Raw genomic sequence first — 26,167 nt, 5'->3', positions numbered from 1 at the left:
CCCGCGCATCAATCGAAATGCGGCAGGTTGTCTTTAAGGAAAATTTCGATGCGGATGTGTTCCTGTCCCGGAACAATGGCAAGACGATCCGCAGATGCTTTGAGAACCCGGATGGCGCTGCGGATTTCATGGCCTGCATCCTGCGCCAGCACCGCATGGATGATGCCGTCTGTCAGTGCTTTCGAAGTCACGTTATCGCGTTCATGGGCGATGACGAGCGGTCGATAGGAACTGTGTTTGGCGAGTGCCTTCACCAGACCGCTATTGCCTGCGCCAAGACTGTAAATTCCGGCGATGTCACTACGCTCGTCAAGCAGCTTGTCGACAAGGTTTTCCACACGCGGACCTTCATCGAAACCTTCCAGAACGGGCAATATCTCGCGGCCCGGAAAGTCTGCTTTCATGGCCGCCGTAAAACCGTCGAAACGTTCCCGATGATCGCGAACCTTCAACGAACCGGCGACGACCGCAAGCGCGCCCTCCGTTCCATTGGCGAAAAGCCCCAGAAGCCGCGCTGCGGTGCGCCCGGCTGCACCGTTGTCGACACCGACATAATGCGTTCGCGTTGATTGTCCGAGGTCGGATACGAGCGTGACGGCGTGAATGCCTTGTTCATCCAATCGGGCGCAGGCTTCGCGTACAGGATCGGTGTCGACCGCCACAAATGCAACGCCGTCAGGCTTGCGTGTGGCGCAATCGTCCAGCGCTGCGACAAGTGCTGCCTCATCGAAGGCGGGAACAAGCACGACATTGACCAGCACGCGCTCGGCCAAAGCCCGTTCAGTCGCGGATTGCAGTTCCGCGCGCAGGCTCAGCATGAAGGTATTTTCATTGTCCGGCAAAATGAAATCGAACTGATAAAGCTTGCCGCGCGCGAGGTTGGCAGCACCCACATCGCGCACATAGCCAAGCGTGTTCATCGCGGCCATAACCCGGTCGCGCGTCTTCGCTCTCACACCCGGACGTTCGTTCAGTACACGGTCAACCGTGGCAAGACTGACGCCCGCTGTTCTGGCTATATCATGGACTGTAGGTTTCATCCTCGCTCCTCGACGCGGACCATAAGATCAAAAATGAGGTACGTAAATCAAAAAATGCTTGCTATTCATTTTTCTTCACGTATCAATGGTCTCCGAGGATGGGGCGGTGTGCCTTTCTGCATGCTGTCCCGATGGAGTGATCTTGGCGCAAAACGCCTTTGGGAGGATCAGCCATTCGAGGAATAAGCAGCTCAAAAGTGGGCTGTTTTGTCGTGCCGAACTCCGGGGGCGGAATACGTTCGGGGGCGCGGATTAGTATCAGCCGGTAGCAAGCCGGTGTTGTTTGGAGGAGATTTGCATGAAACGTCGTAATTTTCTGACTGGCGCGCTGGTTGCCGCAGCTTTGGGCATTGGCGCCATGGCGTCCACGCCGGTCTATGCTTCGCCGGAAAATCCGGTCATCGGCTTTTCCATCGACGATCTTCGCGTCGAGCGCTGGGCGCGTGACCGCGATTATTTCATTGAGGCCGCAGAAAAGCTGGGCGCCAAGGTCAATGTGCAGTCGGCTGACGGTAACGAGGAAAAGCAGGTCAAGCAGGTTGAAAACCTGATTGCGCAGGGCGTTGACGCCATCGTCATCGTGCCGATGAACTCCAAGGTTTTCGACGCGGTTGTGGCTGATGCCAAGGCATCCGGCATCAAGGTTCTGTCCTATGATCGTCTGATCCTCAATGCGGATATCGATGCCTATATCTCGTTCGACAATGAGCGCGTTGGTTTCATGCAGGCGGAAGCCGTCCTGAAGGCCAAGCCGGAAGGTAATTATTATCTCCTCGGCGGCTCGCCGACGGATAACAATGCCAAGCTTCTCCGCGCCGGTCAGGAAAAGGCGCTCAAGGAAGCTGTCGATTCCGGTAAGGTGAAGGTCATTGGCTCGCAATGGGTGAAGGAATGGAGCCCGACTGAAGCGCTCTCCATCATGGAAAACGCTCTGACGGCTGCGCAGAACAAGATCGATGCGGTTGTCGCTTCGAACGATGGCACCGCCGGTGGCGCTATTCAGGCACTTGCCGCACAGGGGCTGGCTGGAAAGACTGCCGTCTCTGGGCAGGACAGCGACCTTGCCGCCGTCAAGCGTTTGATCGACGGTACGCAGACCGTGACGGTCTACAAGCCGCTGAAACTCATTGCTTCGGAAGCTGCCAAGCTGACCGTCCAGATGGTCAAGGGCGAAAAGCCTGAATTCAATTCCAAGCTCGACAACGGTGGCAAGCAGGTCGACACGCTTCTGCTGACGCCGACTGCCGTGACCAAGGACAATATCGACATCTACGTTCAGGACGGCTTCTACACCAAGGAGCAGATCTACGGGAAGTAAGCCTTTCCAACGGGTATCGCCGGAGTTGGTTTCGGCGATTTAAGCCTGCGTGAACAGTGGGGCCGGAAGTCTGGAAACCATGATCCAGCTTCTGGCCTCACCGACTTGTCGATGCTGTCTTTGACAGCGTTGTCCGGAACATTTCCGCCAGAAAAATGGTGTGGTTTGAAACCGGACGGCTCATTCTGCTGTGTTACTGCAAGGTCATATGCGATGTCCGAATATCTTCTAGAGATGCGCAATATCGGTAAGGACTTCAACGGCGTGAAAGCGCTTGACGGTATTTACCTGAAAGTGTGCGCGGGCGAGTGTGTCGGCCTTTGCGGTGAGAATGGCGCGGGCAAATCCACGTTGATGAAAGTGCTTTCCGGCGTTTATCCCCATGGCACCTGGACCGGGGAAATTTTCTGGGAAGGTCAGGAACTGAAGGCGACGGGCATCCGTGATACGGAAGCCGCGGGTATCGTCATCATCCATCAGGAACTTATGATGGTGCCGCATCTTTCGGTTGCTGAAAACATTTTTCTGGGATCGGAGCCGACAAGCGGCGGCTTCATCGATTATGACCAGATGAATGCGCGTGCGACGGAACTTCTGGCGCGCCTCAATATCCATGACATCAATGTCGCGCTTCCGGTCTATCATTATCCGGGCGGCAAGCAGCAGCTGATCGAGATCGCAAAGGCGATCAACAAGAATGCGAAGCTGCTCATTCTGGATGAACCGACATCGGCGCTGACGGCATCCGAAACGCGCGTCCTTCTCGATCTCATCAAGGACTTCAAGGCGCAAGGCATGGCCTGCGTCTATATCTCCCACAAGCTGGATGAGGTGGCCGAAATTTCCGACACGGTGACGGTCATTCGCGACGGAACGCATATCGCGACCAAGCCGATGGCGGAACTCACCACGCCAGCCATCATCACCATGATGGTGGGGCGCGAGATGAAGAACCTGTTTCCGCGCGAGCCGCACGATATTGGCGAGGTCATTTTCGAGGCGCGCAACATCAATTGCTGGGATGTGACCAATCCTGATCGCAAGGTGGTCGACAATGTCTCGTTTGCGCTTCGGCGCGGGGAAATCCTCGGCATTGCCGGGCTTGTGGGCGCGGGGCGGACGGAACTGGTATCCAGCCTGTTCGGTGTCTGGCCCGGAGCGCATAAGGGGCAGGTCTTTCTGGAAGGCCGGGAACTGAAAATCCGCACACCGCGCGATGCGGTTCGACAAGGCATCTGCATGGTGCCGGAGGACCGCAAGAAGGATGGTATCTTGCCGATCATGCCGGTGGGCTACAATATGACGGTCTCGGTGCTGGATCGGTTTTCCCTGCGCGGATTGCTCGACAAGGAAGCGGAACTGGCCACGATCCAGCGCGAAATTCTGCGCCTCAAGGTGAAGACTGCCGATCCAATGCTGGAAATCGCATCCCTGTCCGGTGGAAACCAGCAGAAGGCGGTGCTGTCGAAGATGATGCTGCCGGACCCCAAGGTACTCATTCTGGATGAGCCGACGCGGGGCGTCGATGTCGGTGCTAAATATGAAATCTACAAACTGATCTTCGCGCTCGCGAAACAGGGTGTCGCAGTGCTGATGGTCTCTTCCGAAATGCCGGAAGTTCTCGGCATCAGCGACCGTGTTCTCGTGATCGGCGAGGGCAGGCTGCGTGGCGATTTTCCCAATGAAAATCTTACCCAGGAGAAGGTGCTTGCCGCCGCAATCGGCAAACCGATCACCAATGCGGCCTGATCCTCGAGTAACTCTTTGTTTTCACGCATTTTCCTTATGCAAAACCGTTTCACATCTTTGCTGGAAATGCTCAAATTTGACCGGTGCATGATATGACATTGACGGGCAAAAGCCTTCGGAAGTTTCTGGCGGATTATAAGATTGTCGCGCTGCTGATAGTGGTTGCGCTCATCTGGGCATTGTTTGCGATCCTCACCTATGATCCCGAGATGGGGCGTTCGCAGTTCCTGACTGCACGCAACTTCTCCAATCTCCTGCGCCAGATGGCCATTACCGGAATGCTTGCATCCGCGATGGTTTTCGTTATCGTTGCTGGCGAAATCGATCTTTCGGTCGGCGCGCTGTTAGGGCTTTTGGGCGGCGTCGCCGCTGTCCTCGACGTGATCTACGGATGGCCATTATGGGCGACGATCAGCACGGTTCTGGTTCTCGGTGTGGCGCTTGGCGCCTTTAACGGCTGGCTGACTGCCTATCTCGGCATACCGTCCTTCATCGTCACGCTTGGCGGCCAGCTTGTGTTTCGCGGCATCGTGCTTGGCATCATGGGTGGCGTCACCATTGCGCCGATCTCGCCGGAGTTCAAATATATCGGGCAGGGTTATCTGCCGGGCTGGCTTGGCAATCTCTGCGCCATTGCGCTGTTCGGTGTGCTGATCCTGATGACGCTGCGCACGCGGGCCAGCAAGCGCAAGCACAATCTCCAGATGCTTTCTTCCGGGATGGAAGTCGCAAGGCTTCTTGGTATCGGTGTCCTGATCCTTGGCTTCATCCTGATCCTCAACAGCTATCAGGGTGTGCCGGTTCCGGTCTTGATCCTGCTGGTGATCCTCGGTGTCTTCACGGTGATTGCAAAACAGACCGTGTTCGGTCGCCACATCTATGCGGTCGGCTCCAACACAGAAGCGACGCGCTTTTCCGGCGTGAACGTCAATTTCGTCAAGATGGCGGTCTTCGCTCTGATGGGACTGATGGCGGCAGTGGCTGGTCTGACGACAACCTCGCGCCTGGCAGCGGGCACGCCTTCGGCGGGCATGGGCGGCGAGCTCGACGCCATTGCGTCATGCTTTATCGGCGGCACCTCCATGCGCGGCGGGGTCGGCTCGGTGCTTGGTGCACTGGTCGGCGCGCTCATCATGTCGAGCCTCGATAACGGCATGTCCATGCTCGGCGTCGATACGTTCTGGCAGCAGATCATCAAGGGCAGCATTCTTGTTCTGGCCGTCTATCTCGACATCGTATCCTCCGGCACGCGGCGCGGATAAGTGTCGATCTATATATTAGGCAAATAAAATATATTGAGCCCTACCAATCAGCTTGCTAAATTGCAGCCATGACGATGCTCAAGGATATCGGCGGTCTGCTCGCTCTGACAGCCCGTCTTCTGGCTCGGTTCTGGCCCCAGCTGTTGCTTATCGGTACGCTGGGCTATATTGCGCGCGACCTGCTGCTCGATGCTGCGGTAAGCGCGGGCGGATATTTTCCGCTCGCCGGAATGGTCGTTCTTTCGCTGGTCGTGCTGGTCAAGTTGCTCGTGGTGGTGACGATGTTCGCCACGCTGCGGCCTGGATTACCTGCGCTCGCGTCGTTGCGTCAGACGGCGGCCGTAGGAGATGCTGCATCTTCGCCCGACAATCGCAGGGCAGACCGCATGTTGATGGTGACGGCGGCTGTCATCTTGCCGTTCTTCGCCTATTACGCCGCATGGGGGTTTCTCGGCGATACGGTTCGCGAATATTCCCGGCTTGCTTTTGAGCGCACTGCCTTTGGCGAGAAGATGCACATATTCGACCTGGTGCGCTCCGGCAGCCTGATAGCGGCAATTTTCGTCTGCTGGCTGATCCGCTGGATTGCCAAACGCGCCAATGAAAAAGTTCAATCGCCATGGCTGCGGCTGCTCATTGTCGCTGCGGATGCAAGCTGGATATTCATCGGTCTGTTTGCACTCGACAAGTGGAAAGACGATCTCATTCATTGGATCGGGGCCGGGTCTCTGCTCGACAGTTTCGATGTCAGTGCGGCATGGTTTTCGATGAGCGCATACGCCGCCGAAAATTTCGTGCCCGTGGAGTTCCAGCAACCGAGCTTCTGGGTACAGGCGCAAAATCTGTTCTTCTACGCGCTCTTGCCGATGGTCTGGCTGGTTATGGCCGCTATCATCTACGGCTATGATCTGTCCGCCAAGAAAGCGCCTGTGCCGCCAGCCCCATCTCGCGGAACAACCTTCCGGAAGTGGCTGAGCGACTTCGCCGCGCATTATCTGGGCGGTTATCGCAGCCGCTACCGGCCCGTCTGGACCTGCCTGAAACTGGTCGCCGGGGCGGGGCTTGGAACCCTGCTGTCGTTTATCGTTCTTTATCGTGCGATAAGCTGGATCGGTGCGTGGATCTGGTACAGCACGACCCATTATCTTGGACCATATGATATCGAAATCTGGCAACGTATTGCCAATGTTCTGGTTATTTTTATCGGCAGCCCGACGGAGCTTGATGGCGGCATTCTGCTTGATGCAATACGTATTGCGCTTCTGGCCGCAGTTCTCGAATATGCGTTGGTAAGCCAGAAGAACAGGGCTATTTCAGAACCAGATGCTCAGGTTGTTTCCCAAGCATAGTGAGCAATAGCGAAAGCTCTCCAGCATCTGCAGGTACAAGAAAGCTCTCGACGATACGAACTGGGGCGCTGCCGTTTTCATTGGCCAGATCGTAACATTTCGGCTTGTCGGCGGCTTCCGGTTTCAGTTTCTGGATTGTTTGGTTGGATACATATAATGTCGACCAGCGGCGGTCCTCAGTGTCCGTCACGGTCATGAAACAGGGTATCATCTGTTTCAATTGTTCGGCATCCTGAATAGTCACTTCGATTTCAGCGAGCACAATATTTGTTTCCGGCAATGTGCCAGGAAACCTGTCCAGCGCGACCAGTTTCCAGTTGCCGCCTCCATAAGCCTGTATATCGCCACGAGGCACGATAACCGGCTCTTGCAGCTTCTGCTCTATCCATCGCAACAAACCGCCGTCGGAACGAACGAAAACGGCAAGGGGCAGGGCGATAATCAGAAGGGCAAGGCATATCCAGAACGACTTCCGCTCGCCTGAAGAGGTCGCTTCACTCATTGGCTGACCTCCAATTGCCATGGCATGATGGTCCCCATGCGTTTGATCGCGATAGACCGGCTGACATTGTCCTGTGCCGTGGAATTCATGCTGATCTGCACCTGTTCTGAAAGAGGTGTCATTGAAGATTCGGCAATCAGCAGCTTTCCGCCTGCGATCTGGTCGCGCGGCAATTCAAACACCATCAAGATTGGACGCGGAATTCCTGGCTCCAATCGCTCGGAGCCGACTATGCCGGGTGCATAGGTTGGACGGCTGCTCATGGCATAGCGGATACCATTCGGCCCAAGCCATTCAACAGATGCGAGGCCGAGGCTTTCGATCTTTGCTTTCGCAGCCGCTTCGATGACCAGCCATTCGCCGTCCGTATCATAAATATGAGTGTTCCCGATGCCAGGTGTCGTCACTTGCCGGGTTCGATAGGCATTGACAATGCCGACGACGAAACGGCTGGTTTCGGCTGGCTTTCCCTGCTTTCCTTCAACGGTTACCGAGGAAAAAATATTGCTGTAATAAGGGGTTGAATGCTGCATGCCGTAAAGCGCTGCGATGGCCACGCATAACATGACGGCGCTTTTGAGCCAGCCTGTCATCCTTCGCCCTCGGCGGATGATATACGTACTGGCAATTGAATGACGGCGATGGGGTCCCGATCAAGCCATGTAGAGGCCCCATAGAGATTATCCCGCTTCTTGTAGATTTCGCTGCCAATGAGGAGGCGAATTTCCTGGGGCGGAGCTTCACCTTGCGGCCATTCCCACGCCGCCGTCAGCTTTTCGGGCATGCCGGGATTGACCCGGCCAGCAATCCACTTGTCGCGGATGATATAGAAAGTTGGATCGGTCAGAGCCGGGTTCGGCGGGTCGAGGGTCAGAAGCTTTCGCGACGCATAGGCTGAAGATGCGGAACGATTGTCGAGACTGACATCGACCATGAGATAGTTCTTGGGTTCGTAAGGTTTCACGCCGGTTGGCGGAACAGGGCCGAAGCGTGCCTCAGTGACGGCCACATGCCAGCGCCCGGTATCGACCATCTCGCCGGGGCTCACCTCGCGCATGGGTTCGGGATTGGCTGCTTCATAGATCGCCGTTGCGTAGGAGAATACGCTTGCGGCAGCCGTGCCGATACCTGCGATGACGATGGCAGCCAGTCGCTGCCGAATGCTTCGACGCTGTTCGTCCGCCATGACACCTCCCTCTGTGCTGGCGATTCAAACGACAATCCAAGCCCCTGGCTAAGCCCTTAGCTCCTATAGCATATCAATGTTCCATCGTCATCTTTTGGCTTAATCTATGTTAGCTCTCCTCGACGAATACCTCGTCACGCTTCTTGCGTACCGATGGAAGCAGCACGACCACGAGAACGGCTGCAGCTATGGCAAGCAGAATGGCGCTGATCGGTCGGGTGAAGAATGTTGCCGGGTCGCCGCGTGACAGGATCATGGCGCGACGCAGATGCTCCTCCAGCAACGGCCCGAGAACGAAGCCGAGCAGCAGGGGAGCCGGTTCGCAGCGCAGTTTGGCCAGCAGGTAGCCGATGAAGCCAAAAAAGGCGACTGCGTAGAGATCATAGACGTTCGAATTGACGCTATAAACGCCGATAGAACAGAAGGTCATGATGATGGGGAACAGCACATAATAAGGCACTGTCAGAAGCTTCACCCATAAACCGATCAACGGCAGGTTCAGGACGATAAGCATGAGATTGCCGATCCACATCGACGCGATCACGCCCCAGAACAATGCAGGTTGTTCTGCCGCAACATTCGGACCCGGCACGATGCCTTGAATAATCATCGCGCCGATCATCAATGCCATGACCGGATTGGCCGGAATTCCAAGCGTAAGCATGGGAATGAAGGATGTCTGCGCACCGGCATTATTGGCGGATTCTGGTCCTGCAACGCCTGCAATCGCACCTCTGCCGAATTCCTCCGGCGTTTTGGAGATGCGCTTTTCCACTGTGTATGAAGCAAAGGATGCGAGAATGGCACCGCCGCCAGGCAGGATGCCAAGTGCCGAGCCGATGGCGGTTCCACGCAGGATCGGCGCTGTCATGCGCTTGAAGTCGTCGCGCGTCGGCATCAGCCCTGTGACTTTCGCCATCAGCACTTCGCGCGTATGCTCGCTTTCAAGATTGCGCAATATTTCGGCGATACCGAACACGCCGACCGCAACCGCGACGAAGTTGAGCCCGTCGGCATATTCCGTAATACCAAGCGTGAATCGTGGTGCTCCGGTGTAGATGTCAGTACCGACAAGACCAAGCAGAAGCCCCAGAACGACCATCGCCAGTGCCTTGATGATCGAACCGTGAGCAAGCGCCACAGACGACACCAGCCCGACGACCATCAGCGAGAAGTATTCAGCGGAGCCGAATTTCAGGGCAATTTCAGTCAGCGGCGGAGCGAATACCGCTACCAGAAAGGTGGAAACAGTACCGGCGAAAAATGAACCGATTGCTGCAATTGCAAGTGCTGCACCGGCTCGCCCTTGGCGCGCCATCTGGTAGCCGTCGATGGCGGTCACGGCGGATGAGGATTCCCCCGGCATGTTGATGAGAATTGCGGTCGTCGAACCGCCATACTGGGCACCGTAATAGATGCCAGCGAGCATAATGAGTGCGGAAACCGGATCACCGATCTGGAACGTGACCGGAAGAAGCATGGCGATTGTGGCCGTAGCACCAATGCCAGGCAGGACGCCGATCAATGTGCCGAGCAGCACACCGATGAGGCAGAACCCAAGATTGGCAAGCGTCGATGCGGTTGAAAAGCCAAGCGCGAGATTGTTGAAAAGTTCCATGCTCATGCCCCCTTAGAATGGCCACCAGGGCCCGAAACGCTGATAGGGCAGCGCGAGCGCGTAACTGAACACAATGACGGAGAAGACCGTGATTGCAGCAGCAAGAATGATTGCAGCAAGCGGTTTCATGCGCATCGAGGCGAACGAGGCGATGAGGCAGGTCAAAAACAGCGACGGCACGAAACCGAGGCCGCGCACGGTCAGGCCGAAGAATATCGGGGCAGGCAGAATGAAGAACAGGCCGCGCCAAGCAATCGGCCCCATTGGTTCGCCAGATACACGTGTAGCCTGGACGAGAATGACCAGTCCAAGCAGGATCAGGACACCGGACAGGACAAGCGGGAAATATCCCGGTCCCATGCGAAGCGATGTGCCGATGTCCAGACCTAGCGACTGGTAGGCGAAAAAAGCGCCGGTCAGTGCGAGAAGGGCGCCGCACAATCCGTTGGTCGGGTCGATTGAAAATTTTCTTGAGGGCTCGTTCATGGGCCAATCATCTTTCGGATTTGCCGTTGAAAGGGCTATGCCGGATGCCCGGCATGTGAAGTCGGTCACTTATCCCCGTGGCTGCGATTTTGATGCACAACAAAGGGAAAACGACAATCAAAGCGCGTCGAACGACACACCTTGATTGCTTGCGATACGGTCAGTCTGCGTATTGCCCGGCGGCTTCGATGATCGGCTTCCAGCGTGCGACCTCGGATTCGAGCTTTGCTTTCAACGCTGCCGGTGTTGCATCGGATTCCGGTGACGGCTTTGTGCCGAGTTCGGCGAAGCGGGCGACCACGTTCTGGTCTTTCAGAGCCACCTGAAGCGACTTCGAAAGACGCTCGGTAATTTCTGCCGGGGTTCCTTTGGGCGCATATATGCCGTGCCAGATACCCACTTCCATACCGTCCAGGCCTGCTTCCTTGGTGGTTGGAAGGTCTTTCAGCACGTCCAGGCGTTCGGGCGAGGTGACGGCGTAAGCCTTGATCGTGCCTGCCTGAATCTGCTTCGTCGTATTTGTGGTCTGGTCGCACATGATGTCGACCTGCCCGCCGAGCAGATCGGTCATGGCCGGACCTGTTCCCTTGTAAGGAACCGTGACGAGCGGAGTTTCAATCGCACTCATGAACAGCATGCCGCACAGATGCGAGGCCGCGCCGATACCGGCATTGGCGACCGTTGCGGTATCCTTATTGGCCTTGGCATACTCGATCAGCCCCTTGAGGTCTGTCGGTTCAAGGTCCTTGCGCGCAACGATTGTCATAGGGACTTCCGTGACGAGGCCGACATATTCGAACGCATTCAGCGTGTCATAGGCGAGCTTGCGATAGAGTGTGGCGCTTGTAGCCATGCCGATATGGTGAAGCAGCAGCGTATAGCCATCGGGGTCTGCTGTTGCGACGCGCCCCGCGCCAAGTGTTCCGCCTGCGCCGCCGACATTCTCGACGATCACCTGCTGCCCGAGATCCTTGGACATGGATTCAGCAACAAGCCGCGTCACGGTGTCAGTCGGCCCACCTGCAGCGAAAGGCACGACCATGGTGATCGTCCGTTCCGGATAATTTTGTGCGTGTGCGGTGAAAGCTGCGGTGGAAATAGCAAGTGTTGTCGCCAAAGTGGCGATAAGCTTCATCATAGCGTCCTCCCAGACTATGTTGCGGCGGGCTGGCCCGTATTCTGAATTTAGTTCCCCACACCTCTTCGGGCGCTTCGGGCAATCTGATTTGATATTATCAAGTCACTGCAATAAAAAGATTTTACACCGATTTTGCTCTTGAATCGGCATGATTATCCGGTGCACTCTGAAAAGAATGTAGTTGTATCCTGACGGCTTGCCAATGCCTGAGCTTCAATGAAAGCGCTTATACTACCAAAGTCTGAGTATCTTACTCATCATGCTTTAACGGCCCGGCGAAATCGTCACGCATATTGTCTGGCAGGTCACAGCCTGATTGAGGGCTAACCCTGCACAGCTTTGCCCGCGAGTGGCCGGACGTGCAGAGCGAGGTGATCGACAAAGCTTCTTGCAGGTGCGGTTAAATCTTCCAGAGATCGCACCGCGATTACCAGGTTTCTTTTTGTCCATGCGTCTGCAATTGCTGCCGTTGCAACGGGGAGTGTTTTTCTGAGACGTCGTGCAGCCGTCTGTGGAATGATCGCAATGCCCACATTGGCAGCAACCATATTGCCGACGCCTTCGAAAGTGCGGAGCCTCGTCCTGATTTTAAGCCTGCCGCCCAGCCGTGTTGCTTGAACTTCTAGGTGTTCCTGCAAAGCGCCAGAGGTAAGGCCGACGAATTGTTCCTGCAGAAGATCGGAGAAGCTTACCCGCTTATGCTCGGCCAAGGGATGTTGTCTGGCCGTGATCAGCGCCAGATGATCTGTCGCAAAAGGAATGAGTTCCAATCCGGTCGTTTCTACGGCATCCGATAGAATGCCGATTTCAACGAAACCGCGCAAAACGGACCGGGCAATATCGCTGCTCTGCCGTTCTTTCAGTTCCACATCAATGCGGGGATTATCGGCCATCCAGCTCGCGAGCCTTACCGGTAGATATTCGGTGATGGCAGCGGTATTCGCCGCGACGCGAATGGCTGTTCGCATGGCTTTGGCATGAAAGCTCAATTCACTATGCATGTCCGCCATCTGCCGCATCACTGCCCTTGCATGATGGACGAGGGCTTCCCCCGCTTCCGTAAGGGCAACGCCGCGTCGTCCACGCTCCAGAAGCAAGACTTGCCCCGTCGCCTCCATGTCGCGCAGGCGCTCGCTTGCCGCTGGAAGCGACAGGCCGACTTCAGCCGCACCATGGGTGATGCTGCCGGTATCGGCGACAGCGATGAAGAGGCGAAGGTCGGTAAGATCAAAACGCATAAGCGATGTTAGCGCAAAATCTGCCTATGGGAAAGCCGAAGGCTGGATAAGGAACTTCCGCATTCCGTCCGATGGCTAAGCCGCTATAGCAGGGGCATGACTTATTCTTTTTCCTTGATCCTGACGATTGCGGTTACATTCCTCGGTGCTGGCTTTGTCAAAGGCGTTACCGGAATGGGACTGCCCACGGTCGCGATGGGCATTTTGGGCGCGCTGATATCACCGCTTGCAGCGGCAAGCTTGCTGATTATTCCGTCCTTCATCACCAATCTTTGGCAACTTCTGGCGGGGCCTAGCTTCGGCCAGCTTATGCTTCGTCTCTGGAGCATGATGCTTGCCATTGCAGCCGGGACCATTGCGGGAACTGCGGTTCTGGTTGGCGGAAACATTGCAGTCACCACATCGATGCTGGGTTTCTCGCTTGTTATCTACGCAGCCTATACGTTGTTTGCCCACCAGTTGCAGGTGCCAGAAAGGCTTGAGCGCCTGCTGTCTCCTGCCATCGGGCTGTTGACTGGCTTGATTGCGGGAGCAACGGGAATATTCGTTATTCCGGCTGTGCCTTATCTGCAATCGCTGGGTTTCAGAAAAGACGATCTCGTACAGTCGCTCGGGCTTTCCTTCACTGTCTCGACCGCCGCACTTGCGGTCGGGCTTTCTAGCAGGCAGGCCTATTCAGGCGATCTCCTGCTGGTGTCCGTTCTGGCCGTCCTTCCTTCACTGGTCGGCATGTTCATAGGGCAGGCTTGCCGCCGCAAGATCCGACCGGAAATTTTCCGTCGATGGTTTCTGATCGGCCTTATGATTCTCGGGCTTGAGATGGCGTTGAGACCATTGTTCTCGATGAGTTGATGAACGGGGAACGATTTTTCCCTTCCGCCACGCGGATACGGATTTGCTTTCTTGTTCGAATCCGGCAAGGGCAGGATATTGTCTCACCCCCAAGAGAACAGTCTTTAGCTTCAACGGGCTTTCGCTGAAGCTTCCCTATCATCGGCCTGATTGACGGAATGACCCAAAGAAATCCAGAACAACACCAGTCGCGCGCGTTCCGGCTGTTCAAGCCGGTTCTTGCCGGTGCAACGCTGCGAGAACGTTCGATTGGTTGCCTTGGTGCCCTGATCGGTATTGCGCTGACCGGTTTCATATCGAGCATGTTGCTGGGGAGCGGTCCGCATCTGCCTTTGATCGTAGCACCAATCGGCGCTTCAGCGGTTCTGCTCTTTGCCGTTCCAACAAGCCCGCTAGCCCAACCATGGTCGATCATCGGCGGCAACACGATTTCAGCCTTTGTGGGGCTGGCCGTCACCCAGTTCGTTGATGATCCGGCTTTGGCGATCGGCCTTGGCGTGGCGCTAGCCATCGCGGCAATGTCGGTTACCCGCAGCCTCCATCCGCCCGGCGGCGCAGCGGCGCTGACTGCGGTTCTGGGTGGTTCTGCGGTTGCCAAGTGGGGATTGCTGTTTCCGCTTGTGCCGGTTGCGCTGAATTCGTGCCTTCTCGTTGGCCTTGGTATCCTGTTTCACAAACTGTCGCGCCGGCAATATCCGCACGTGGCGGCTGCCGTTCCTGTGAACAAGCACAGCACCGAAGATTTGCCGCCTTCGGTCCGGATGGGTATCCGCGAGGAAGATATTGATCGCGCCTTGCTTGCTCTTGATGAGAGCTTCGATATCGATCGCAACGATCTTGGACGTCTGCTGCGGCAGGTGGAGCTTGAAGTGTCCATTCGTTCCCACGGTGATCTGACCTGCGCCGACATTATGTCTCGCGATGTCGTCAGCATCGATGAAGACGCAACGGCGAGCCAGGCGCGCGAGCTTATCCTGCGTCATAATCTCATGACATTGCCAGTGCGTGGGCTCGATGGCCGACTGAAAGGCGTGGTCGGCCTGCGCGAATTGATGCATCCGGGCGATGATTTCAGAAACTATATCGTGGAGACTCCAACCGCAGTGCAAGCCGATCCGGCTATGAGCCTTTTGCCCAGCCTGACCGATGGATTGGCGCACGCTGTCGTGGTCGTCGACGAAATGCGCCGCATTATCGGTTTGGTGTCGCAAAGCGATCTTCTGAGCACGCTTGCGCGTTCACTCCCCAACGAAAAACTGGCGCCTCTGAAAGCGGCCTGAACCGCTCGGCTCGTGCTTCTCTATTGAATTGGAATGGTTTTCCGGGCAGGGTTTCCTGACCCGGAAATCTGCAGCAGGTGATTATGTCCGTCCAGCGCGCGAGCTTTTATATTTTACTGGCACTAGTCACTATCGCCTTTGCATGGCTTCTGCTGCCTTATTATTCGGCAGTTCTCTGGGCGGTTATTCTCGCCGTGGTTTTCTCGCCGGTGCAGCAGCGTCTTGAACGTCTGCTTGGTGGCAGAAAGAATATTGCCGCTTTGCTTTCGGTGCTGATGTGCATCTGTTTGGTCATCATTCCGATGCTCGCCATTTTTGGCTCGCTGGTACAGGAGGGGAATTCCCTCTATCAACGGCTGAGCAGTCGGGAGTTCGATCTGAACAGCTATATCTCACGCATTCTGGGCGCCTTGCCAGATTCGCTGGAGGAGTGGCTCACCCGGTTCGAGCTGGGCGATTTCGCGGAATGGCGGGCGCGCATATCGTCTGCGATCATGCAGGGCAGTCAGCTTTTTGCGGGAAAGCTGGTCAGTTTCGGCCAGAACACGCTGCAATTCTTCATCGGCTTCGGCATCATGCTCTATCTGCTGTTCTTCCTTTTCCGCGACGGTGTGGATCTTGGGCGTAAGATCAGGCAGGCCATTCCGCTCAACGATGATTATACGCGGCAGTTTCTGGAAAAGTTCATTGCTGTCATCCGCGCGACGGTGAAAGGCAATATCATCATTGCCATCATTCAGGGCACGATCGGCGGCGTGACTTTCTGGTCCTTGGGCGTCGAAGCGGCTTTGCTCTGGGGCGTATTGATGACGTTTCTCTCCATGCTGCCAGCAGTCGGCGCTGCACTGGTCTGGGTACCGGCAGCGGCGTGGTTCTTTGCAAGTGGAGAATGGGTTAGCGGCGGAATTCTGGTTTTCGTCGGAGTATTCGTGATCGGACTGGTTGATAATCTTCTGCGTCCGCCTCTCGTCGGAAAAGGCACCCGCATGCCGGATTATGTCGTCCTCATATCCACTGTCGGGGGTATTTCACTGATCGGGATCAACGGATTTGTGGTCGGGCCGCTGATTGCCGCGATGTTCATCGCCGCATGGTCGCTTCTGGCAGAAGAGCAGAAGAGCAAGGGTTCCGCCCAACTGCCAAAGAATTAAATCTTACGCGACCTTCAACTCCGCTATGGGCAGCCCGGTGTCGGTCATTTTATTGTCGACACCATTTTCATCGAGAAATTGCTTCATCTCGGCATAAGTCTCGAACCATGCCCGGTTATATTTATCGAACAGCGATTGATCCCAATAGTCTTCGAGTTGGAAAGGCTTGTCGCTGAAGACGTCATAGCTTGGTATCTTGTAGGTCTCGGCGAATTCGGCCGTGCGGCTGTCATAGGTGAAATAGATGGACGGTATGCCATTGGCCAGCGCCATCAGATTGCCATGCAGGCGATAACCGAGAACGAGCTGTTGCCTGCGCACCAGTTCCTCGTAATCAGAAACGACATCTGAATAGAACATACGATGGCGATAAAGGTTTTCTATCGTCTCGTCGAAATACCAGTCCGCTGTCCAACGATGGTTCTTGAGGGCAGCAATGGCCTCCTCCTTCTGCTCCGCAGTGCCGAAGACCATCTTCTTTTCATCGACTTCGCCCTGCGCCATCAACGTTACATCGAAGCGTGCGGCCATGGATTTGATGAGGTCACGGTGACGGGTCAGATATTGCTCGATATCCTGCGCATAGGCAGGTGAAACCTCGCGGCGAACCGTAATACCGACCTGGGCAACGTTTTCGAGCGGCGGCAACTTGATACGCAAATGCTGGTTGTTGCGGCGAAATGCGGTCGGGCAGCCGACGATCCGGACATTGCGGATGCCGATATCGTTCAGCACCTGAGCAGTATAAGCGCCGCGCACGCCGATGGACGTCGTGGAATCTGCAATGATGCGCAGGACCGCCTTGGTCTCTTCGGAAAGCTGTATTTCCCCTCTGACCGGTGCTTGGGCCCCAACGCCGAATGCAATGACCGGCAGTTTCAGCCGCTGCAAGACCGGGATCGTGTCACGCCAGTTCATATCCTTGTTGATATAGTTCGAGCCGCGCAGGATCACATAATCGTATTCTTCGCGCAGTTGATCGATCTTCTCAGGTGAGAAATTGGTGATCGGAAGTTCGGAAGCTTTTTCGTAATTCATCAGCTTCAACGACGACTCGAAAACGAAGGCATCGCCGATATTGTGATAGTGATTGATGCTGCCCTGAACGTCGGTGTGACGATACCAGCGGACATTGTCGTGATCGTACACTTCTCCCGCAGGGATCATGACGAGGGCGCGTGCCATACGGTCTTCCTTCTGTTTCACTAAGGTCAAGCCAGGCTCAGCTTGCCTGAGAAAGAGCAGTTTGCGTAACTGCCGGTTTCTGTCTGCGCGGTTTTGACTCCCGCAGCCGTTTATAGAGATCGAGATGTTCCCTGGCGCAGTCGACATAGTGGACCGGATTGCGGATGGAATGATGCAACCTGTCCCATATGCTCGGCTCGCTCAGCACTTCTGTAAAGCGGTCGGCCAGATCCTCGGCGCTGCGAACACGGAAATGCAGGCCGTCTTCGCCATCGCGGATTTTCTCGGCCATGCCGCCAATATTCGAGCAGATGACCGGGCGGCGATGATGCAGTGCCTCCTGAATGACAATGGGTGAGTTTTCCCACCAGATCGAAGGCATGACCACCCAGTCGACCGACTGCATGAGGCGTGGCATTTCAGCATTCTGGTAAGCACCATAGAAACGCACGCGCGGGCCAGCCTCTTCAATCAGCTTTTGCATGCGCTCCTGAAAAGCGGGCGGCTGCTTTTCCAGATTGCCGCCGAAGATCATCAGGCGGGAGTCCTCACCCCAGACCTGTTCCGGTACACGCGATACGGCATCGACCAGAACGTCTATGCCCTTGAACGGGTTGATCTGACCGAAAAAGGCGAACCGGCTGCGACGCGGGTTCGGGCCGGTCAGCTCACGCGGAGGGGTAACATCGCGGATGGCGACGCCGTTCTCGATGACCGCCATCTTGTCAGGATTGAGGCCCCATTCGAGATAGCGGTTGGCAAGGAACTCGCTCGGTGACACGAATGCGTCGGCCAGTTCCAGCATGCCACGCACAAAGCGCTCGCGCTTGAGAAAACGCGCTGGCGGTATTTGCGGGAAGCAGGCATGGCAGTCGATAGGGGACGCCTCGTTGCAGAGCTTGGAGGTGCCAGCTTTGACCATCTGGCCATCATTGTTGCAGATGGACAGGAATTCATGAAACGTCACCAGAATGATGCGGTCTGGCAGCGCCTCGCGGATGGCATAGAGCGTTTCAAGCCCGAGGCCTAGAACGTGATGGAAATGCACGATGTCCGGGTCGAAGTCGCGGACAAAGCGCAGCAGGTCACGGCGGATTTCATCGGTGTTCTTGTTCGACAGATAGAAGTGGTCGTATTCGTCGGCATGGAACAGGATTTCGTCGCTGGCGCGCCGCATGCTCATGAGCGCCGTTGTGCCATGCCGGGGGATCGGGTGGGCAGTTCGCGCCAGATAGACTGACTGCACATCGGTAATGCTGTTCAAACCCTTGTGCAGATTGTAGGAAGCGATTTCACCCCCGCCCAGCGAAATCGACGGGTGAGCGTGCGAGATGACGAGAACACGGAGTTTGTCGCTCATGCGGGTTCCTCCGCCTGTACCTTGCGTCTGCCAGCGAGAATGGAGGACCAGCGTGCGTCGAAGACTTGTCGATCAATGCGCTCGATGAGCGCGATCGTCGATGCCCTGTCAGTTACGGATGTATCGTCTGCTCCCAGCATCTGCGCTGATGGTAACCAATAAGAGCGCAAGCCCGATTGTTTCAGTTTCAATCCGAGATCCAGTCCCTTTTCATGGGTGCCGAGATAACCGCGGGTGAAGCCGCCGACGGAAAACAGGGCTTCGCGCGGAAGGATGCAGCACTCGAACGTAGCCGTTGCGACTTCCGTCAAGGACATTCCTGAAACGGCGTCGATGGGATAACCGGCATAGCGACTGATCAGAGCGCGATCCGCCGACATGCCGGATTGTGGTCCCGCGACCCAGGTTCCTGCCCAGCGAATTGAGTCGTCTTCATAGGCAAGGGTGGGAGACAGAACGCAGTCCTTGTGCGCTTCATATGCGCTGACGAGCTTATTCAGCCATCCAGAGCGGCGCGGCAGCAACGATCCGGCCAGAAATATGACCTGATCCGTTGAAACCGTGCGGGCACCGACTTCCAGCGCATCGTAGAGGTCTTCCGATCCCGTGGCCGAAACGAGCCTGATGCGCAGCCGGTAGAAATCCGCGAGACGTCTGATTTGTACGCCGATACGGTCGATGATCTCGGTCGCAGCCGCGATCACAATTGGCGCGATGCGGGTTTCGGGATCGAGCGCAAGAAGTGCCAGCAAAGGTTCGATTTCCTCGACGCGCTCGTCGATGCCAATGATGATCGCTGGCCCTATCGCATCTTCGAAGGGCCCGAGATCGACCACGCCAAAGACTTCCGGAGCAGGACGGTTGACACCGCGCAGCAGCGGCACGAGTTGCTGGTCGACAATATGGCGCAGCGCCCATGCATTCGGATCGGTCGCGCGGATTTGCCGTACGATAGCGTCACGCGACGTGACGCGGGTTGGCGTCAATGGAAAGAACGCGCGCCTGCCATCGCTGATCGCAAGTTCGAGATAGAACGGCGAGGTGCTGTCACCGGCAAGTTCCGGCGCGAAGGCGACGAAACCATGGGCGTGACGGCTGGGGTCAAGGCCTGCATTGAATGGCGGCTGATTGTCGAATTCTCTTGTGACGTCGGGCCGGTCGATACGGGTCCAGCTGGTATCGATCTGGATTTCACCGCGGTGACGACGCAGCTTCACGCTTTCCACGTGGCTGTCGGGATCGAGCAGCCAGCCAGAAACCAGCATGCCGCTGCCTTCAACCCGGAAGACATTGTCTATCCCCATCCGGACAGGAAAGGGGAGGCCGGATACCGTGTCAGCGCCATCGAAACGGTTTGCGGCGGAACGCATGCGCAGCAGAATGTCAGTCGAGCTTCGTACGCGTGGCAGGATCGCCCGAATATGGCCCGGCGTTTCACGCGAACCAGACAACAGCCTGCGGTCATAGACTTCGGTAAAACGCCAGCCCCTTCGCCCGCGAAACAGAAGCCGTTCGATATCAGTTGGTTCCACCGGCTCATTGGCAAGCAGAAGGCCTGCAAATCCGGAAGCTTCATCGTTCAGGTCGGGACGGGCAAAAACGCTGACTGCGCATTCTGCAAGCGAAGGGTTTTTGCCGCTGATCAGCAGCCGGGTCACGGCGGGCGTCAGATCCTGTGCCCAGCCCTGAACGAAAATCTCGCCTTCGTCACTGCCGCCGATGAGCTCGATGCAGCCGTCGGAGCGGGCTCCCGCCTGCAGCAGAACGGTGATGGCCGAAAGTTTCTTCCGGCTGATAGGGCCAGAAATCAGGCCTTCGACCAGCTCATCGATGACGCCTGGCAAGCTCGGTCCAGCTAGATCGCTGATCATGGCGACAAAATCGGCAATGGAAGCAGAGCGCGATGCGAAATTATAGCGAGCGACTTTTGCGCGGTGCTGGAACATGATCGTCTTGAGAGTACCACGGCGCAAAGCAGCCGTTGGCACAATGGCGACGAAACCATGAGTTCCAGCGGGTGAAGGCTCTTTGAGCGGCCATGTGATCAGGTTCGTCTTCACACTCATGGCAGGATCGCCATTGAGAAAAGCCGTTACCTGATCGCTTGAAGCGCTGCCGATTCCGAGCACCAGCACCAGCGTGTCTTCGATCACGCTGCCGACGACCATTTCGCCCTCCATCATCATGGGAGGGCGATCCGGCGTGCGTACCTGTCTTGAGGCAGTTTTTGGCGTGTTGGGGCGTTCATCTTGAACCATGCGGCTTGTCCTCAGGGCATGACCGCAAGTGTGAGAAGCGCGCCAGCGACGAACCCCGTCAAGACCGCAGCCAGCAAGAACAGGAACTTGAGGTCCCCGCCGCTGCGCTTGCGAACGTCATCGATGCGCTGTTCCAGCCCTGCAACAACGCCGTCCATACGCATGATATGCACGTCGAGTTCAGTCATGCGCTGATGAAGATCGGTACGCAGCCCATCGACGGAACTTGCAATATCGAGCAATTCCGCCGGAGCGGCATTGCCGGATGCATCGAGCGTTGGCGCAACACGCTGCAATGAACGTTGGTTGACCTGAAGCTGACGCTGCGCCGCCATCAGCATGTCAAGCTTGTCCAGAATGCGGGTCATAGGCGCGGCGATAAGCGCTTCGGCGGCCTGTTCGTCGGGCTTTGGCACGCGCAGTTTCTGCTCTGTGCCAGCCGAATTGGCGGCAACCACCACAAGTTCGCCAGCTCGAACGGCGGCAAATTGCGGCAGCATCACCTCAAAAGCGTGTTTGCCATCGCCAATGCCATTGCGCTTCAGGTCGGGGCGATCCTTGTCGGCAGGTGCTTCAGCAATAGGCTTGTCGTCTAGCAGGACGCGGATCAAAAGCCGTTCCGTTGGAACGGAAGGATCGAAGGCCCAGCCATAAAGGCGGCCTTCCTCAATGGCGTCAACGCGTCCTTTCATGGCTTCGGTCCTTTGAGGCCCGGCGGCGGCATTGGGTGTCGCTGCCTGCTTGGTTTCCCCCTCGGATGGAACTTTGGTCGCGATGTTCATGATTTACCTCTTATGCTGCCTCGATACGTGCGACACGCAATGTCCCGATCAGATCGAGATAGCGTGCGGCGGTCGTGTCGATGGTGTCCGGATGGCGTGCGTTCTCGCTGAGTGACTGGCGCAAATCCGGGTTTTCCGCCATTCGGCGCATCGCCTGGGCGAGCGCGAGCGGATCATTCGGTGGAACGGTGAGGCCATTGACCTCGTTTTCAATCATTTCGGCCATTCCACCGATGTTGCTGCAAATAACGGGACGGTTCTGTCCCTGTGCTTCCTGAATGACGAGCGGGGCATTTTCCCACCAGATTGACGGCATGATCGCGCAGTCGACAGACTGGATCAACTGGGCGATGTCATCCCGTCGATAAGCACCCCGACGCTGGACGAAGGGGTATGTCTCTGCAAAGAGCCGCTCGATTTCACTGACAAAGCTTTCGCTTTGAAATGGTGCTGCGCCATGCACGCGCAATTCAAAATCGAAACCTTCTGAGATAAGCTGCTGTGCTGCTTCAAGCAGGACGGTTGCACCCTTCCACGGATTGAGGTTTCCGAAATAGCCGAAAACCGGCTTGCTGCGCTCGACCTGCCGCGTTTCAACTGCGGGGCGTTCCGGTTGACCATTGGGAATGACGCTGATCAGCTCTTCCGCAAGGCCCCATTCAACGTAACGTTGTTTGAGAAACTCGCTCGGTGAAACGAAAGCATCAACAGCGCTCAAGAGCGATTTGATATGCCTTTCGCGCAGTACGAATTTATCAAGTGCGATGTCCTTGAAACAGGCATGGCAGCGGTCTGGGCCAGCTCCATGGCACAGTTCCTTGCCTGTGGTGCGCACCATCAGCCCGTCGTGATGGCAGATGGGATAATAATCATGCAAAGTCAGAACAATACGGCAGTCGGGTAAAGTACGACGCACGATATGCGGGAATTCGGCGCCGAGCAAAAGCAGGTGGTGCAGGTGGACAACATCAGGCCTAAAGTCCAGCAATAGTTCGACAATATCAGGAACGATCCCGTAAAGGTCGATCTGGCTCATGTAGAACCGGTCGAAATGGCCCGACCAGAGCAGGATTTCGTCCCCACCACTGCCGATGCTCTGGAAGCTCGTGCCGGGACGAGCTTCGCGGTGCACCTTATTGGTGGCGCCCATGAACATGGCTTCGCAACCAGCACGCTGATAGGCGCGGAACAGATCATGCGCGAAGATTTCAGTTCCGCCGGGGTGCAGAGAGGGATGGTTATGGGCTGCTATGAGGACGCGCTGAGCCATCAGGCAACACCTCGCGAGGCGATGAAAATATCCTGATAGTGATCCGCATCAATGCCGCGCCAGTGACCAAAGGATTTTGTTTCGAGCGTCAGTTTCGCTCCTGCAAGCGCACGATCCAGAAAGCCGTTTTCAAAGCCCACTGCCGCAAGCGGTGGCAGTTCCGGCACGAACCAGCACGGTCCGCTGCCATGCCGTTCAAATGCAAGTCGTTTGTCACGTTTGCCATGGCGGTCGCGCGCGGCAACATCATCCACGACGAATGCCGTCATGAACAATTGTCCGCCGGGAGAGAGGACACGGGATACCTGATCGAGATAGGTCTTGACTTCATCTGATGGTAGATGCGTGACCACAGATGTCATGATGATGAAATCGAAACTCTTGTCCGCGAATGGCAGAGTAAGAGTGAGCCCGTTTACCGCCCCTTTGGGGTTGTAGAGGTCATGGGCGATGTCGATGTGGCGGAACTCGAAATTGGGGTAGCGCGACGTGATGTTCTGGCGGCACCAGTTCACGCCGCCCACTACGGGGTCAATCCCCGAATAGCGGGCTTTTGCCAGATCGAGATATTGGGTCAGCGGCACGGCCATGCGACCGATACCTGAACCGATGTCGAGCACGCGTGCGTCGGGGCGAAGTCCGCCCTTGCGAATGAAATGGCCGAGAAACTCGGCACCGACCGCTCGATAATCACCATCACCGACGAACACACTGTTCGGATCGGGTGAGGGCAAGAAACGGTTCTTCAAAACAGACTGCATCAGCCAGTCGATCTGCGCATCCGGTATTGCTGGTTTTGCTTCAAATGCTGGTTGTTTCAGCGCTACCACGTCCGTCAAGCGGCGTTCCTTTCAGATTTGGTCATAATCACATTGGACAGGTCGGCGGTGCCTTCCTGTTCCTGTGGCAGGACCATCAACTCGGTAATGTCATCATCCCAGCGCTGTGTATGGAGCCAGGAATTATATTGGCTTGCGAGGCCGCGCATGTAATCCGCGCTGCGGCGGATCGAGCGCCGTTCAAAATGGTAAAGTGCTACGGAAGGCTCATAGAATATCTGGAAGCCGAGCTGCCTGATCTTCAGGCACAGATCGCTGTCCTCATAGTCGCCGATGACGTAGTCTTCAGTATAGCCGCCGACGAGGTCGAAGATATCCTTGCGCGTTATCAGGCAGGCGCCGGTGACGCCCGGCACTTCCCGTGAACGAAGCGCTGGCGGATAGTTACCCGGCATGCCTTTGTAATAGTGGTGATTCAGCCAGATACCTTGACGGCCGCGGGCAAAATAAAGCCCCGCATGTTGAAGCGAACCATCTTCAAACAGAAGGCGAGGGCCGATTGCTCCGAGCTTCGGCTGATCGAACAATGGCTGGGTGAGTTGCTGCAACCAGCCATGTTCGGCAGGCACGACGTCAGAATTCAACATCACGATGGTCGTTCCTGTCGCAATGCTGGCACCCGCATTACAGGCACGTGCATAGCCGCCATTGCGGTTCATGATGGCGAGTTTGAACGGTATGTCATGCAGAATGTGCAATCCGCCAAGCATATGCTCGGTGTCGTCCTGAATTTCAGGAGAATCCAGCACGAATATGAACTCTGCGTTTTCCACCAGCCAAAGGTCCGTGGCCATGGATGAAAACTGGAAACGTAAGAAATCGAGGTTGCGGTAAAGCGGAATAACGATGGACGCGAGCGGAGAGGCAGGTGTCGTTCCGTAGTCCTTGACCTCGGAAATCCGTACCGTTGCAGCGAGCTTCTTCTCAACTTCGGTAAGCGCGGGTCCCAGAATGTGCGAGAAGACGTGAGGCTTTGCCTGTTGTGGCGGTACAGACCGCAAGATGCGATTGCGCTGCGCCGATGATTCGAAGGGTTGCGGGGCTGGCACGAGCGGAGCGGTCGTGCCGGACGCAAGGCGCATCTGGAATCGCGGCTGCAAAAGAGGCCCAAGATTCTGCACCGAAGGAAGCCAGGCGACAAAACCTGTCACATCCTGCTGCGGCGCATCTTCCCGCTTGGCAATCTTGCCGGGGAATTTGTGAAAATTGGGCTTCAGCGACAAAGCGCTGCCATTTTCCGGAAGATATTCGATGTCTGCGAGCATGGCTGCCGGGTCATGCATCCATCCGCCGACAATCAGCCCGCCGTCGAGCGCCAATGCAAGATCGATTTCCGCTGCCGGATGAGTGGCAGACTGCGCGATCTGGCGAACGGGTAGTGGAGTGCGCGTTTGCAGGTCGATGGCGACCGCAGCGCCAGCAGAGCTTAGTTTGCCGAGCTGGCGAACGAGAAACTCCCGCAATGCGCCATTGCCCTGCCATTTGGTCCACCATTTGGCGAAATCCGTTTGCTCGCCTGTCATTGCCGCAAGCTTGCGAACGGCAACGCCTTTCTGACCAGTGAGCACCAGCAGCAGCGATGACGGCAGGTCTTGTGCTGATTCCAGCAGAAAATGGCATGGCTGCCAGGCATTGCGCGCCTGCTTGCCCACCACAAACCTTGGTGGAATGACCATGACACTGCCGGAAGTGATGCCATAGATAGCCGAAATCTCACCCAGCATCGGGTCGACCGCTGTTTCAAGGAGATGATGTCCCTGAACCGGTTCGCCGCAATGCTGGGCCTCGCGCGGTTCCGGCGTCAACGCGAAAGTCAGGTCACGCACGAGGGATGCGAAAGTCTGGTTTCGCGAGAGCCGGAAAGTGCTGCGCCACGTGGTCAGTAGATTGGTAAGAAGCTTGATATGTCCGGGCAAAGTGAGTTCGCTGACGACATATTCGACGTCGAAGGGTGCAAGTTCGTTGGCCGGATAGACGATCGCCTGAGCAGTGGGCCCAAGGGAGCCAGCAGACAGCGATAGCTCGACGGGTTCACTGCCGGTGCGCAGTGCCCAGAACATGCGCAGGCCGCCATTCTCGAGCGGAATGCCAACACTCAACAGCGGGACCGGCTGAACCGGCATTTCAAATTTGCATTTGGTTGTTGTGCGAGCCGGGCCCGGGATATCCCAGATGACCACAGCGACATCGGCGCAGAGACGGCAAATGGAGAGGTTCTCGGTTTTGCTTTCAGTGTCCGCCGAATGGTCGAGGTTCAATGTGAGGCCCTTTCATTCTTGCAGGAATATCGGCTTGCATGGATTC

Annotated in this window: 22 protein-coding genes; 7 read left to right on the top strand and 15 right to left on the bottom strand. The window is 56.4% G+C overall.

All coding sequences use genetic code 11. The features are described 5' to 3' along the window. Positions 1-8 precede the first annotated feature (8 nt). Positions 9-1,040: a LacI family DNA-binding transcriptional regulator gene (locus F9K94_RS18270; protein WP_061347829.1), complete on the bottom strand. Its 1,032-nt coding sequence runs from the start codon at positions 1,038-1,040 to the stop codon at positions 9-11. A gap of 298 nt (positions 1,041-1,338) precedes the next feature. Here F9K94_RS18270 and xylF point away from each other — a divergent pair, with 298 nt between their 5' ends. The 4 genes from xylF to F9K94_RS18250 all read left to right on the top strand — a co-directional run bounded on the left by xylF (position 1,339) and on the right by F9K94_RS18250 (position 6,718). Then, positions 1,339-2,358: a D-xylose ABC transporter substrate-binding protein gene (xylF, locus tag F9K94_RS18265; protein ID WP_061347830.1), complete on the top strand. Its 1,020-nt coding sequence runs from the start codon at positions 1,339-1,341 to the stop codon at positions 2,356-2,358. Between the two features lie 213 nt (positions 2,359-2,571). Beyond that, entirely contained in the window at positions 2,572-4,107 is a 1,536-nt protein-coding gene (locus F9K94_RS18260) for a xylose ABC transporter ATP-binding protein (RefSeq protein WP_151647465.1), read from the top strand. Positions 4,108-4,199: 92 nt separating this feature from the next. Further along, complete coding sequence (locus F9K94_RS18255; RefSeq protein ID WP_061347832.1) at positions 4,200-5,369, top strand: sugar ABC transporter permease; 1,170 nt, start codon at positions 4,200-4,202, stop codon at positions 5,367-5,369. Between the two features lie 68 nt (positions 5,370-5,437). Beyond that, entirely contained in the window at positions 5,438-6,718 is a 1,281-nt protein-coding gene (locus F9K94_RS18250; RefSeq protein ID WP_151647463.1) for a hypothetical protein, read from the top strand. Here F9K94_RS18250 and F9K94_RS18245 read toward each other — a convergent pair. The 7 genes from F9K94_RS18245 to F9K94_RS18215 form a co-directional block, all read right to left on the bottom strand. Next, positions 6,678-7,220: a hypothetical protein gene (locus tag F9K94_RS18245; protein ID WP_151647461.1), complete on the bottom strand. Its 543-nt coding sequence runs from the start codon at positions 7,218-7,220 to the stop codon at positions 6,678-6,680. The two genes, F9K94_RS18250 and F9K94_RS18245, sit on opposite strands and share 41 nt — an antisense overlap. Beyond that, positions 7,217-7,813, bottom strand: a complete 597-nt coding sequence (locus tag F9K94_RS18240) for a hypothetical protein (RefSeq protein WP_151647459.1) — start codon at positions 7,811-7,813, stop codon at positions 7,217-7,219. The genes F9K94_RS18245 and F9K94_RS18240 overlap by 4 nt, the downstream gene beginning before the upstream one ends. Beyond that, positions 7,810-8,406: a hypothetical protein gene (locus F9K94_RS18235; RefSeq protein ID WP_151647457.1), complete on the bottom strand. Its 597-nt coding sequence runs from the start codon at positions 8,404-8,406 to the stop codon at positions 7,810-7,812. Before F9K94_RS18235 ends, F9K94_RS18240 begins: the two co-directional genes overlap by 4 nt. 109 nt (positions 8,407-8,515) lie before the next feature. Then, complete coding sequence (locus F9K94_RS18230) at positions 8,516-10,024, bottom strand: tripartite tricarboxylate transporter permease (protein WP_061347837.1); 1,509 nt, start codon at positions 10,022-10,024, stop codon at positions 8,516-8,518. A 12-nt stretch (positions 10,025-10,036) separates the two neighbouring features. After that, entirely contained in the window at positions 10,037-10,510 is a 474-nt protein-coding gene (locus tag F9K94_RS18225; protein ID WP_061347838.1) for a tripartite tricarboxylate transporter TctB family protein, read from the bottom strand. 160 nt (positions 10,511-10,670) lie between these two features. Next, entirely contained in the window at positions 10,671-11,648 is a 978-nt protein-coding gene (locus tag F9K94_RS18220; protein ID WP_407922051.1) for a tripartite tricarboxylate transporter substrate-binding protein, read from the bottom strand. 323 nt (positions 11,649-11,971) lie between these two features. Continuing rightward, positions 11,972-12,886, bottom strand: coding sequence for a LysR family transcriptional regulator (locus F9K94_RS18215; protein ID WP_151647455.1), 915 nt, complete (start codon positions 12,884-12,886; stop codon positions 11,972-11,974). A 96-nt stretch (positions 12,887-12,982) separates the two neighbouring features. Between F9K94_RS18215 and F9K94_RS18210 the strand changes: the two genes are divergently transcribed. The 3 genes from F9K94_RS18210 to F9K94_RS18200 all read left to right on the top strand — a co-directional run bounded on the left by F9K94_RS18210 (position 12,983) and on the right by F9K94_RS18200 (position 16,169). Continuing rightward, positions 12,983-13,738 carry a sulfite exporter TauE/SafE family protein gene (locus F9K94_RS18210; protein ID WP_151647453.1) on the top strand — a complete coding sequence of 252 codons (756 nt, stop codon included), beginning with the start codon at positions 12,983-12,985 and terminating at the stop codon, positions 13,736-13,738. A 158-nt stretch (positions 13,739-13,896) separates the two neighbouring features. Further along, positions 13,897-15,018, top strand: coding sequence for an HPP family protein (locus tag F9K94_RS18205; protein ID WP_151647451.1), 1,122 nt, complete (start codon positions 13,897-13,899; stop codon positions 15,016-15,018). 83 nt (positions 15,019-15,101) lie between these two features. Beyond that, positions 15,102-16,169 carry an AI-2E family transporter gene (locus tag F9K94_RS18200; RefSeq protein ID WP_151555834.1) on the top strand — a complete coding sequence of 356 codons (1,068 nt, stop codon included), beginning with the start codon at positions 15,102-15,104 and terminating at the stop codon, positions 16,167-16,169. A 3-nt stretch (positions 16,170-16,172) separates the two neighbouring features. On the opposite strand, the gene F9K94_RS18195 is transcribed toward F9K94_RS18200, so the two are convergent. From F9K94_RS18195 to F9K94_RS18165, 7 genes are read right to left on the bottom strand one after another with little or no spacing between them, the layout of a single operon-like run. Further along, positions 16,173-17,354 carry a polysaccharide pyruvyl transferase family protein gene (locus tag F9K94_RS18195; RefSeq protein ID WP_151647449.1) on the bottom strand — a complete coding sequence of 394 codons (1,182 nt, stop codon included), beginning with the start codon at positions 17,352-17,354 and terminating at the stop codon, positions 16,173-16,175. A 37-nt stretch (positions 17,355-17,391) separates the two neighbouring features. Then, positions 17,392-18,714: a glycosyltransferase family 4 protein gene (locus F9K94_RS18190; protein WP_151555832.1), complete on the bottom strand. Its 1,323-nt coding sequence runs from the start codon at positions 18,712-18,714 to the stop codon at positions 17,392-17,394. Further along, the gene (locus F9K94_RS18185; RefSeq protein WP_151647447.1) at positions 18,711-20,972 is read right to left on the bottom strand and encodes a glycosyltransferase family 2 protein; all 2,262 of its coding nucleotides are present in this window, start codon (positions 20,970-20,972) and stop codon (positions 18,711-18,713) included. The genes F9K94_RS18190 and F9K94_RS18185 overlap by 4 nt, the downstream gene beginning before the upstream one ends. Before the next feature lie 11 nt (positions 20,973-20,983). Then, positions 20,984-21,754, bottom strand: coding sequence for a hypothetical protein (locus F9K94_RS18180; RefSeq protein ID WP_061347847.1), 771 nt, complete (start codon positions 21,752-21,754; stop codon positions 20,984-20,986). 10 nt (positions 21,755-21,764) lie between these two features. Continuing rightward, positions 21,765-23,024, bottom strand: coding sequence for a glycosyltransferase family 4 protein (locus tag F9K94_RS18175; RefSeq protein WP_151647445.1), 1,260 nt, complete (start codon positions 23,022-23,024; stop codon positions 21,765-21,767). Further along, positions 23,024-23,863: a class I SAM-dependent methyltransferase gene (locus F9K94_RS18170; RefSeq protein ID WP_151647443.1), complete on the bottom strand. Its 840-nt coding sequence runs from the start codon at positions 23,861-23,863 to the stop codon at positions 23,024-23,026. The genes F9K94_RS18175 and F9K94_RS18170 overlap by 1 nt, the downstream gene beginning before the upstream one ends. Beyond that, positions 23,860-26,121, bottom strand: a complete 2,262-nt coding sequence (locus tag F9K94_RS18165) for a glycosyltransferase family 2 protein (RefSeq protein WP_151647441.1) — start codon at positions 26,119-26,121, stop codon at positions 23,860-23,862. The genes F9K94_RS18170 and F9K94_RS18165 overlap by 4 nt, the downstream gene beginning before the upstream one ends. Positions 26,122-26,167: the final 46 nt, after the last annotated feature.

It is taken from the genome of Brucella tritici (assembly GCF_008932285.1).
In the GTDB taxonomy this organism is placed as follows: domain Bacteria; phylum Pseudomonadota; class Alphaproteobacteria; order Rhizobiales; family Rhizobiaceae; genus Brucella; species Brucella tritici.
This window is presented reverse-complemented; position numbering and strand designations above follow the sequence as displayed.

What these genes read in the sequence shown, in the direction of transcription:
- F9K94_RS18250 (WP_151647463.1), top strand. Translation starts at nt 5,438, where the DNA reads ATGACGATGCTCAAGGATATCGGCGGTCTGCTCGCTCTGACAGCCCGT.
- F9K94_RS18260 (WP_151647465.1), top strand. Translation starts at nt 2,572, where the DNA reads ATGTCCGAATATCTTCTAGAGATGCGCAATATCGGTAAGGACTTCAAC.
- F9K94_RS18230 (WP_061347837.1), bottom strand. Translation starts at nt 10,024, where the DNA reads ATGGAACTTTTCAACAATCTCGCGCTTGGCTTTTCAACCGCATCGACG.
- xylF (WP_061347830.1), top strand. Translation starts at nt 1,339, where the DNA reads ATGAAACGTCGTAATTTTCTGACTGGCGCGCTGGTTGCCGCAGCTTTG.
- F9K94_RS18195 (WP_151647449.1), bottom strand. Translation starts at nt 17,354, where the DNA reads ATGGCACGCGCCCTCGTCATGATCCCTGCGGGAGAAGTGTACGATCAC.
- F9K94_RS18180 (WP_061347847.1), bottom strand. Translation starts at nt 21,754, where the DNA reads ATGAACATCGCGACCAAAGTTCCATCCGAGGGGGAAACCAAGCAGGCA.
- F9K94_RS18175 (WP_151647445.1), bottom strand. Translation starts at nt 23,024, where the DNA reads ATGGCTCAGCGCGTCCTCATAGCAGCCCATAACCATCCCTCTCTGCAC.
- F9K94_RS18225 (WP_061347838.1), bottom strand. Translation starts at nt 10,510, where the DNA reads ATGAACGAGCCCTCAAGAAAATTTTCAATCGACCCGACCAACGGATTG.
- F9K94_RS18235 (WP_151647457.1), bottom strand. Translation starts at nt 8,406, where the DNA reads ATGGCGGACGAACAGCGTCGAAGCATTCGGCAGCGACTGGCTGCCATC.
- F9K94_RS18220 (WP_407922051.1), bottom strand. Translation starts at nt 11,648, where the DNA reads ATGATGAAGCTTATCGCCACTTTGGCGACAACACTTGCTATTTCCACC.
- F9K94_RS18270 (WP_061347829.1), bottom strand. Translation starts at nt 1,040, where the DNA reads ATGAAACCTACAGTCCATGATATAGCCAGAACAGCGGGCGTCAGTCTT.
- F9K94_RS18245 (WP_151647461.1), bottom strand. Translation starts at nt 7,220, where the DNA reads ATGAGTGAAGCGACCTCTTCAGGCGAGCGGAAGTCGTTCTGGATATGC.
- F9K94_RS18185 (WP_151647447.1), bottom strand. Translation starts at nt 20,972, where the DNA reads ATGGTTCAAGATGAACGCCCCAACACGCCAAAAACTGCCTCAAGACAG.
- F9K94_RS18215 (WP_151647455.1), bottom strand. Translation starts at nt 12,886, where the DNA reads ATGCGTTTTGATCTTACCGACCTTCGCCTCTTCATCGCTGTCGCCGAT.
- F9K94_RS18240 (WP_151647459.1), bottom strand. Translation starts at nt 7,813, where the DNA reads ATGACAGGCTGGCTCAAAAGCGCCGTCATGTTATGCGTGGCCATCGCA.
- F9K94_RS18200 (WP_151555834.1), top strand. Translation starts at nt 15,102, where the DNA reads ATGTCCGTCCAGCGCGCGAGCTTTTATATTTTACTGGCACTAGTCACT.
- F9K94_RS18190 (WP_151555832.1), bottom strand. Translation starts at nt 18,714, where the DNA reads ATGAGCGACAAACTCCGTGTTCTCGTCATCTCGCACGCTCACCCGTCG.
- F9K94_RS18255 (WP_061347832.1), top strand. Translation starts at nt 4,200, where the DNA reads ATGACATTGACGGGCAAAAGCCTTCGGAAGTTTCTGGCGGATTATAAG.
- F9K94_RS18210 (WP_151647453.1), top strand. Translation starts at nt 12,983, where the DNA reads ATGACTTATTCTTTTTCCTTGATCCTGACGATTGCGGTTACATTCCTC.
- F9K94_RS18205 (WP_151647451.1), top strand. Translation starts at nt 13,897, where the DNA reads ATGACCCAAAGAAATCCAGAACAACACCAGTCGCGCGCGTTCCGGCTG.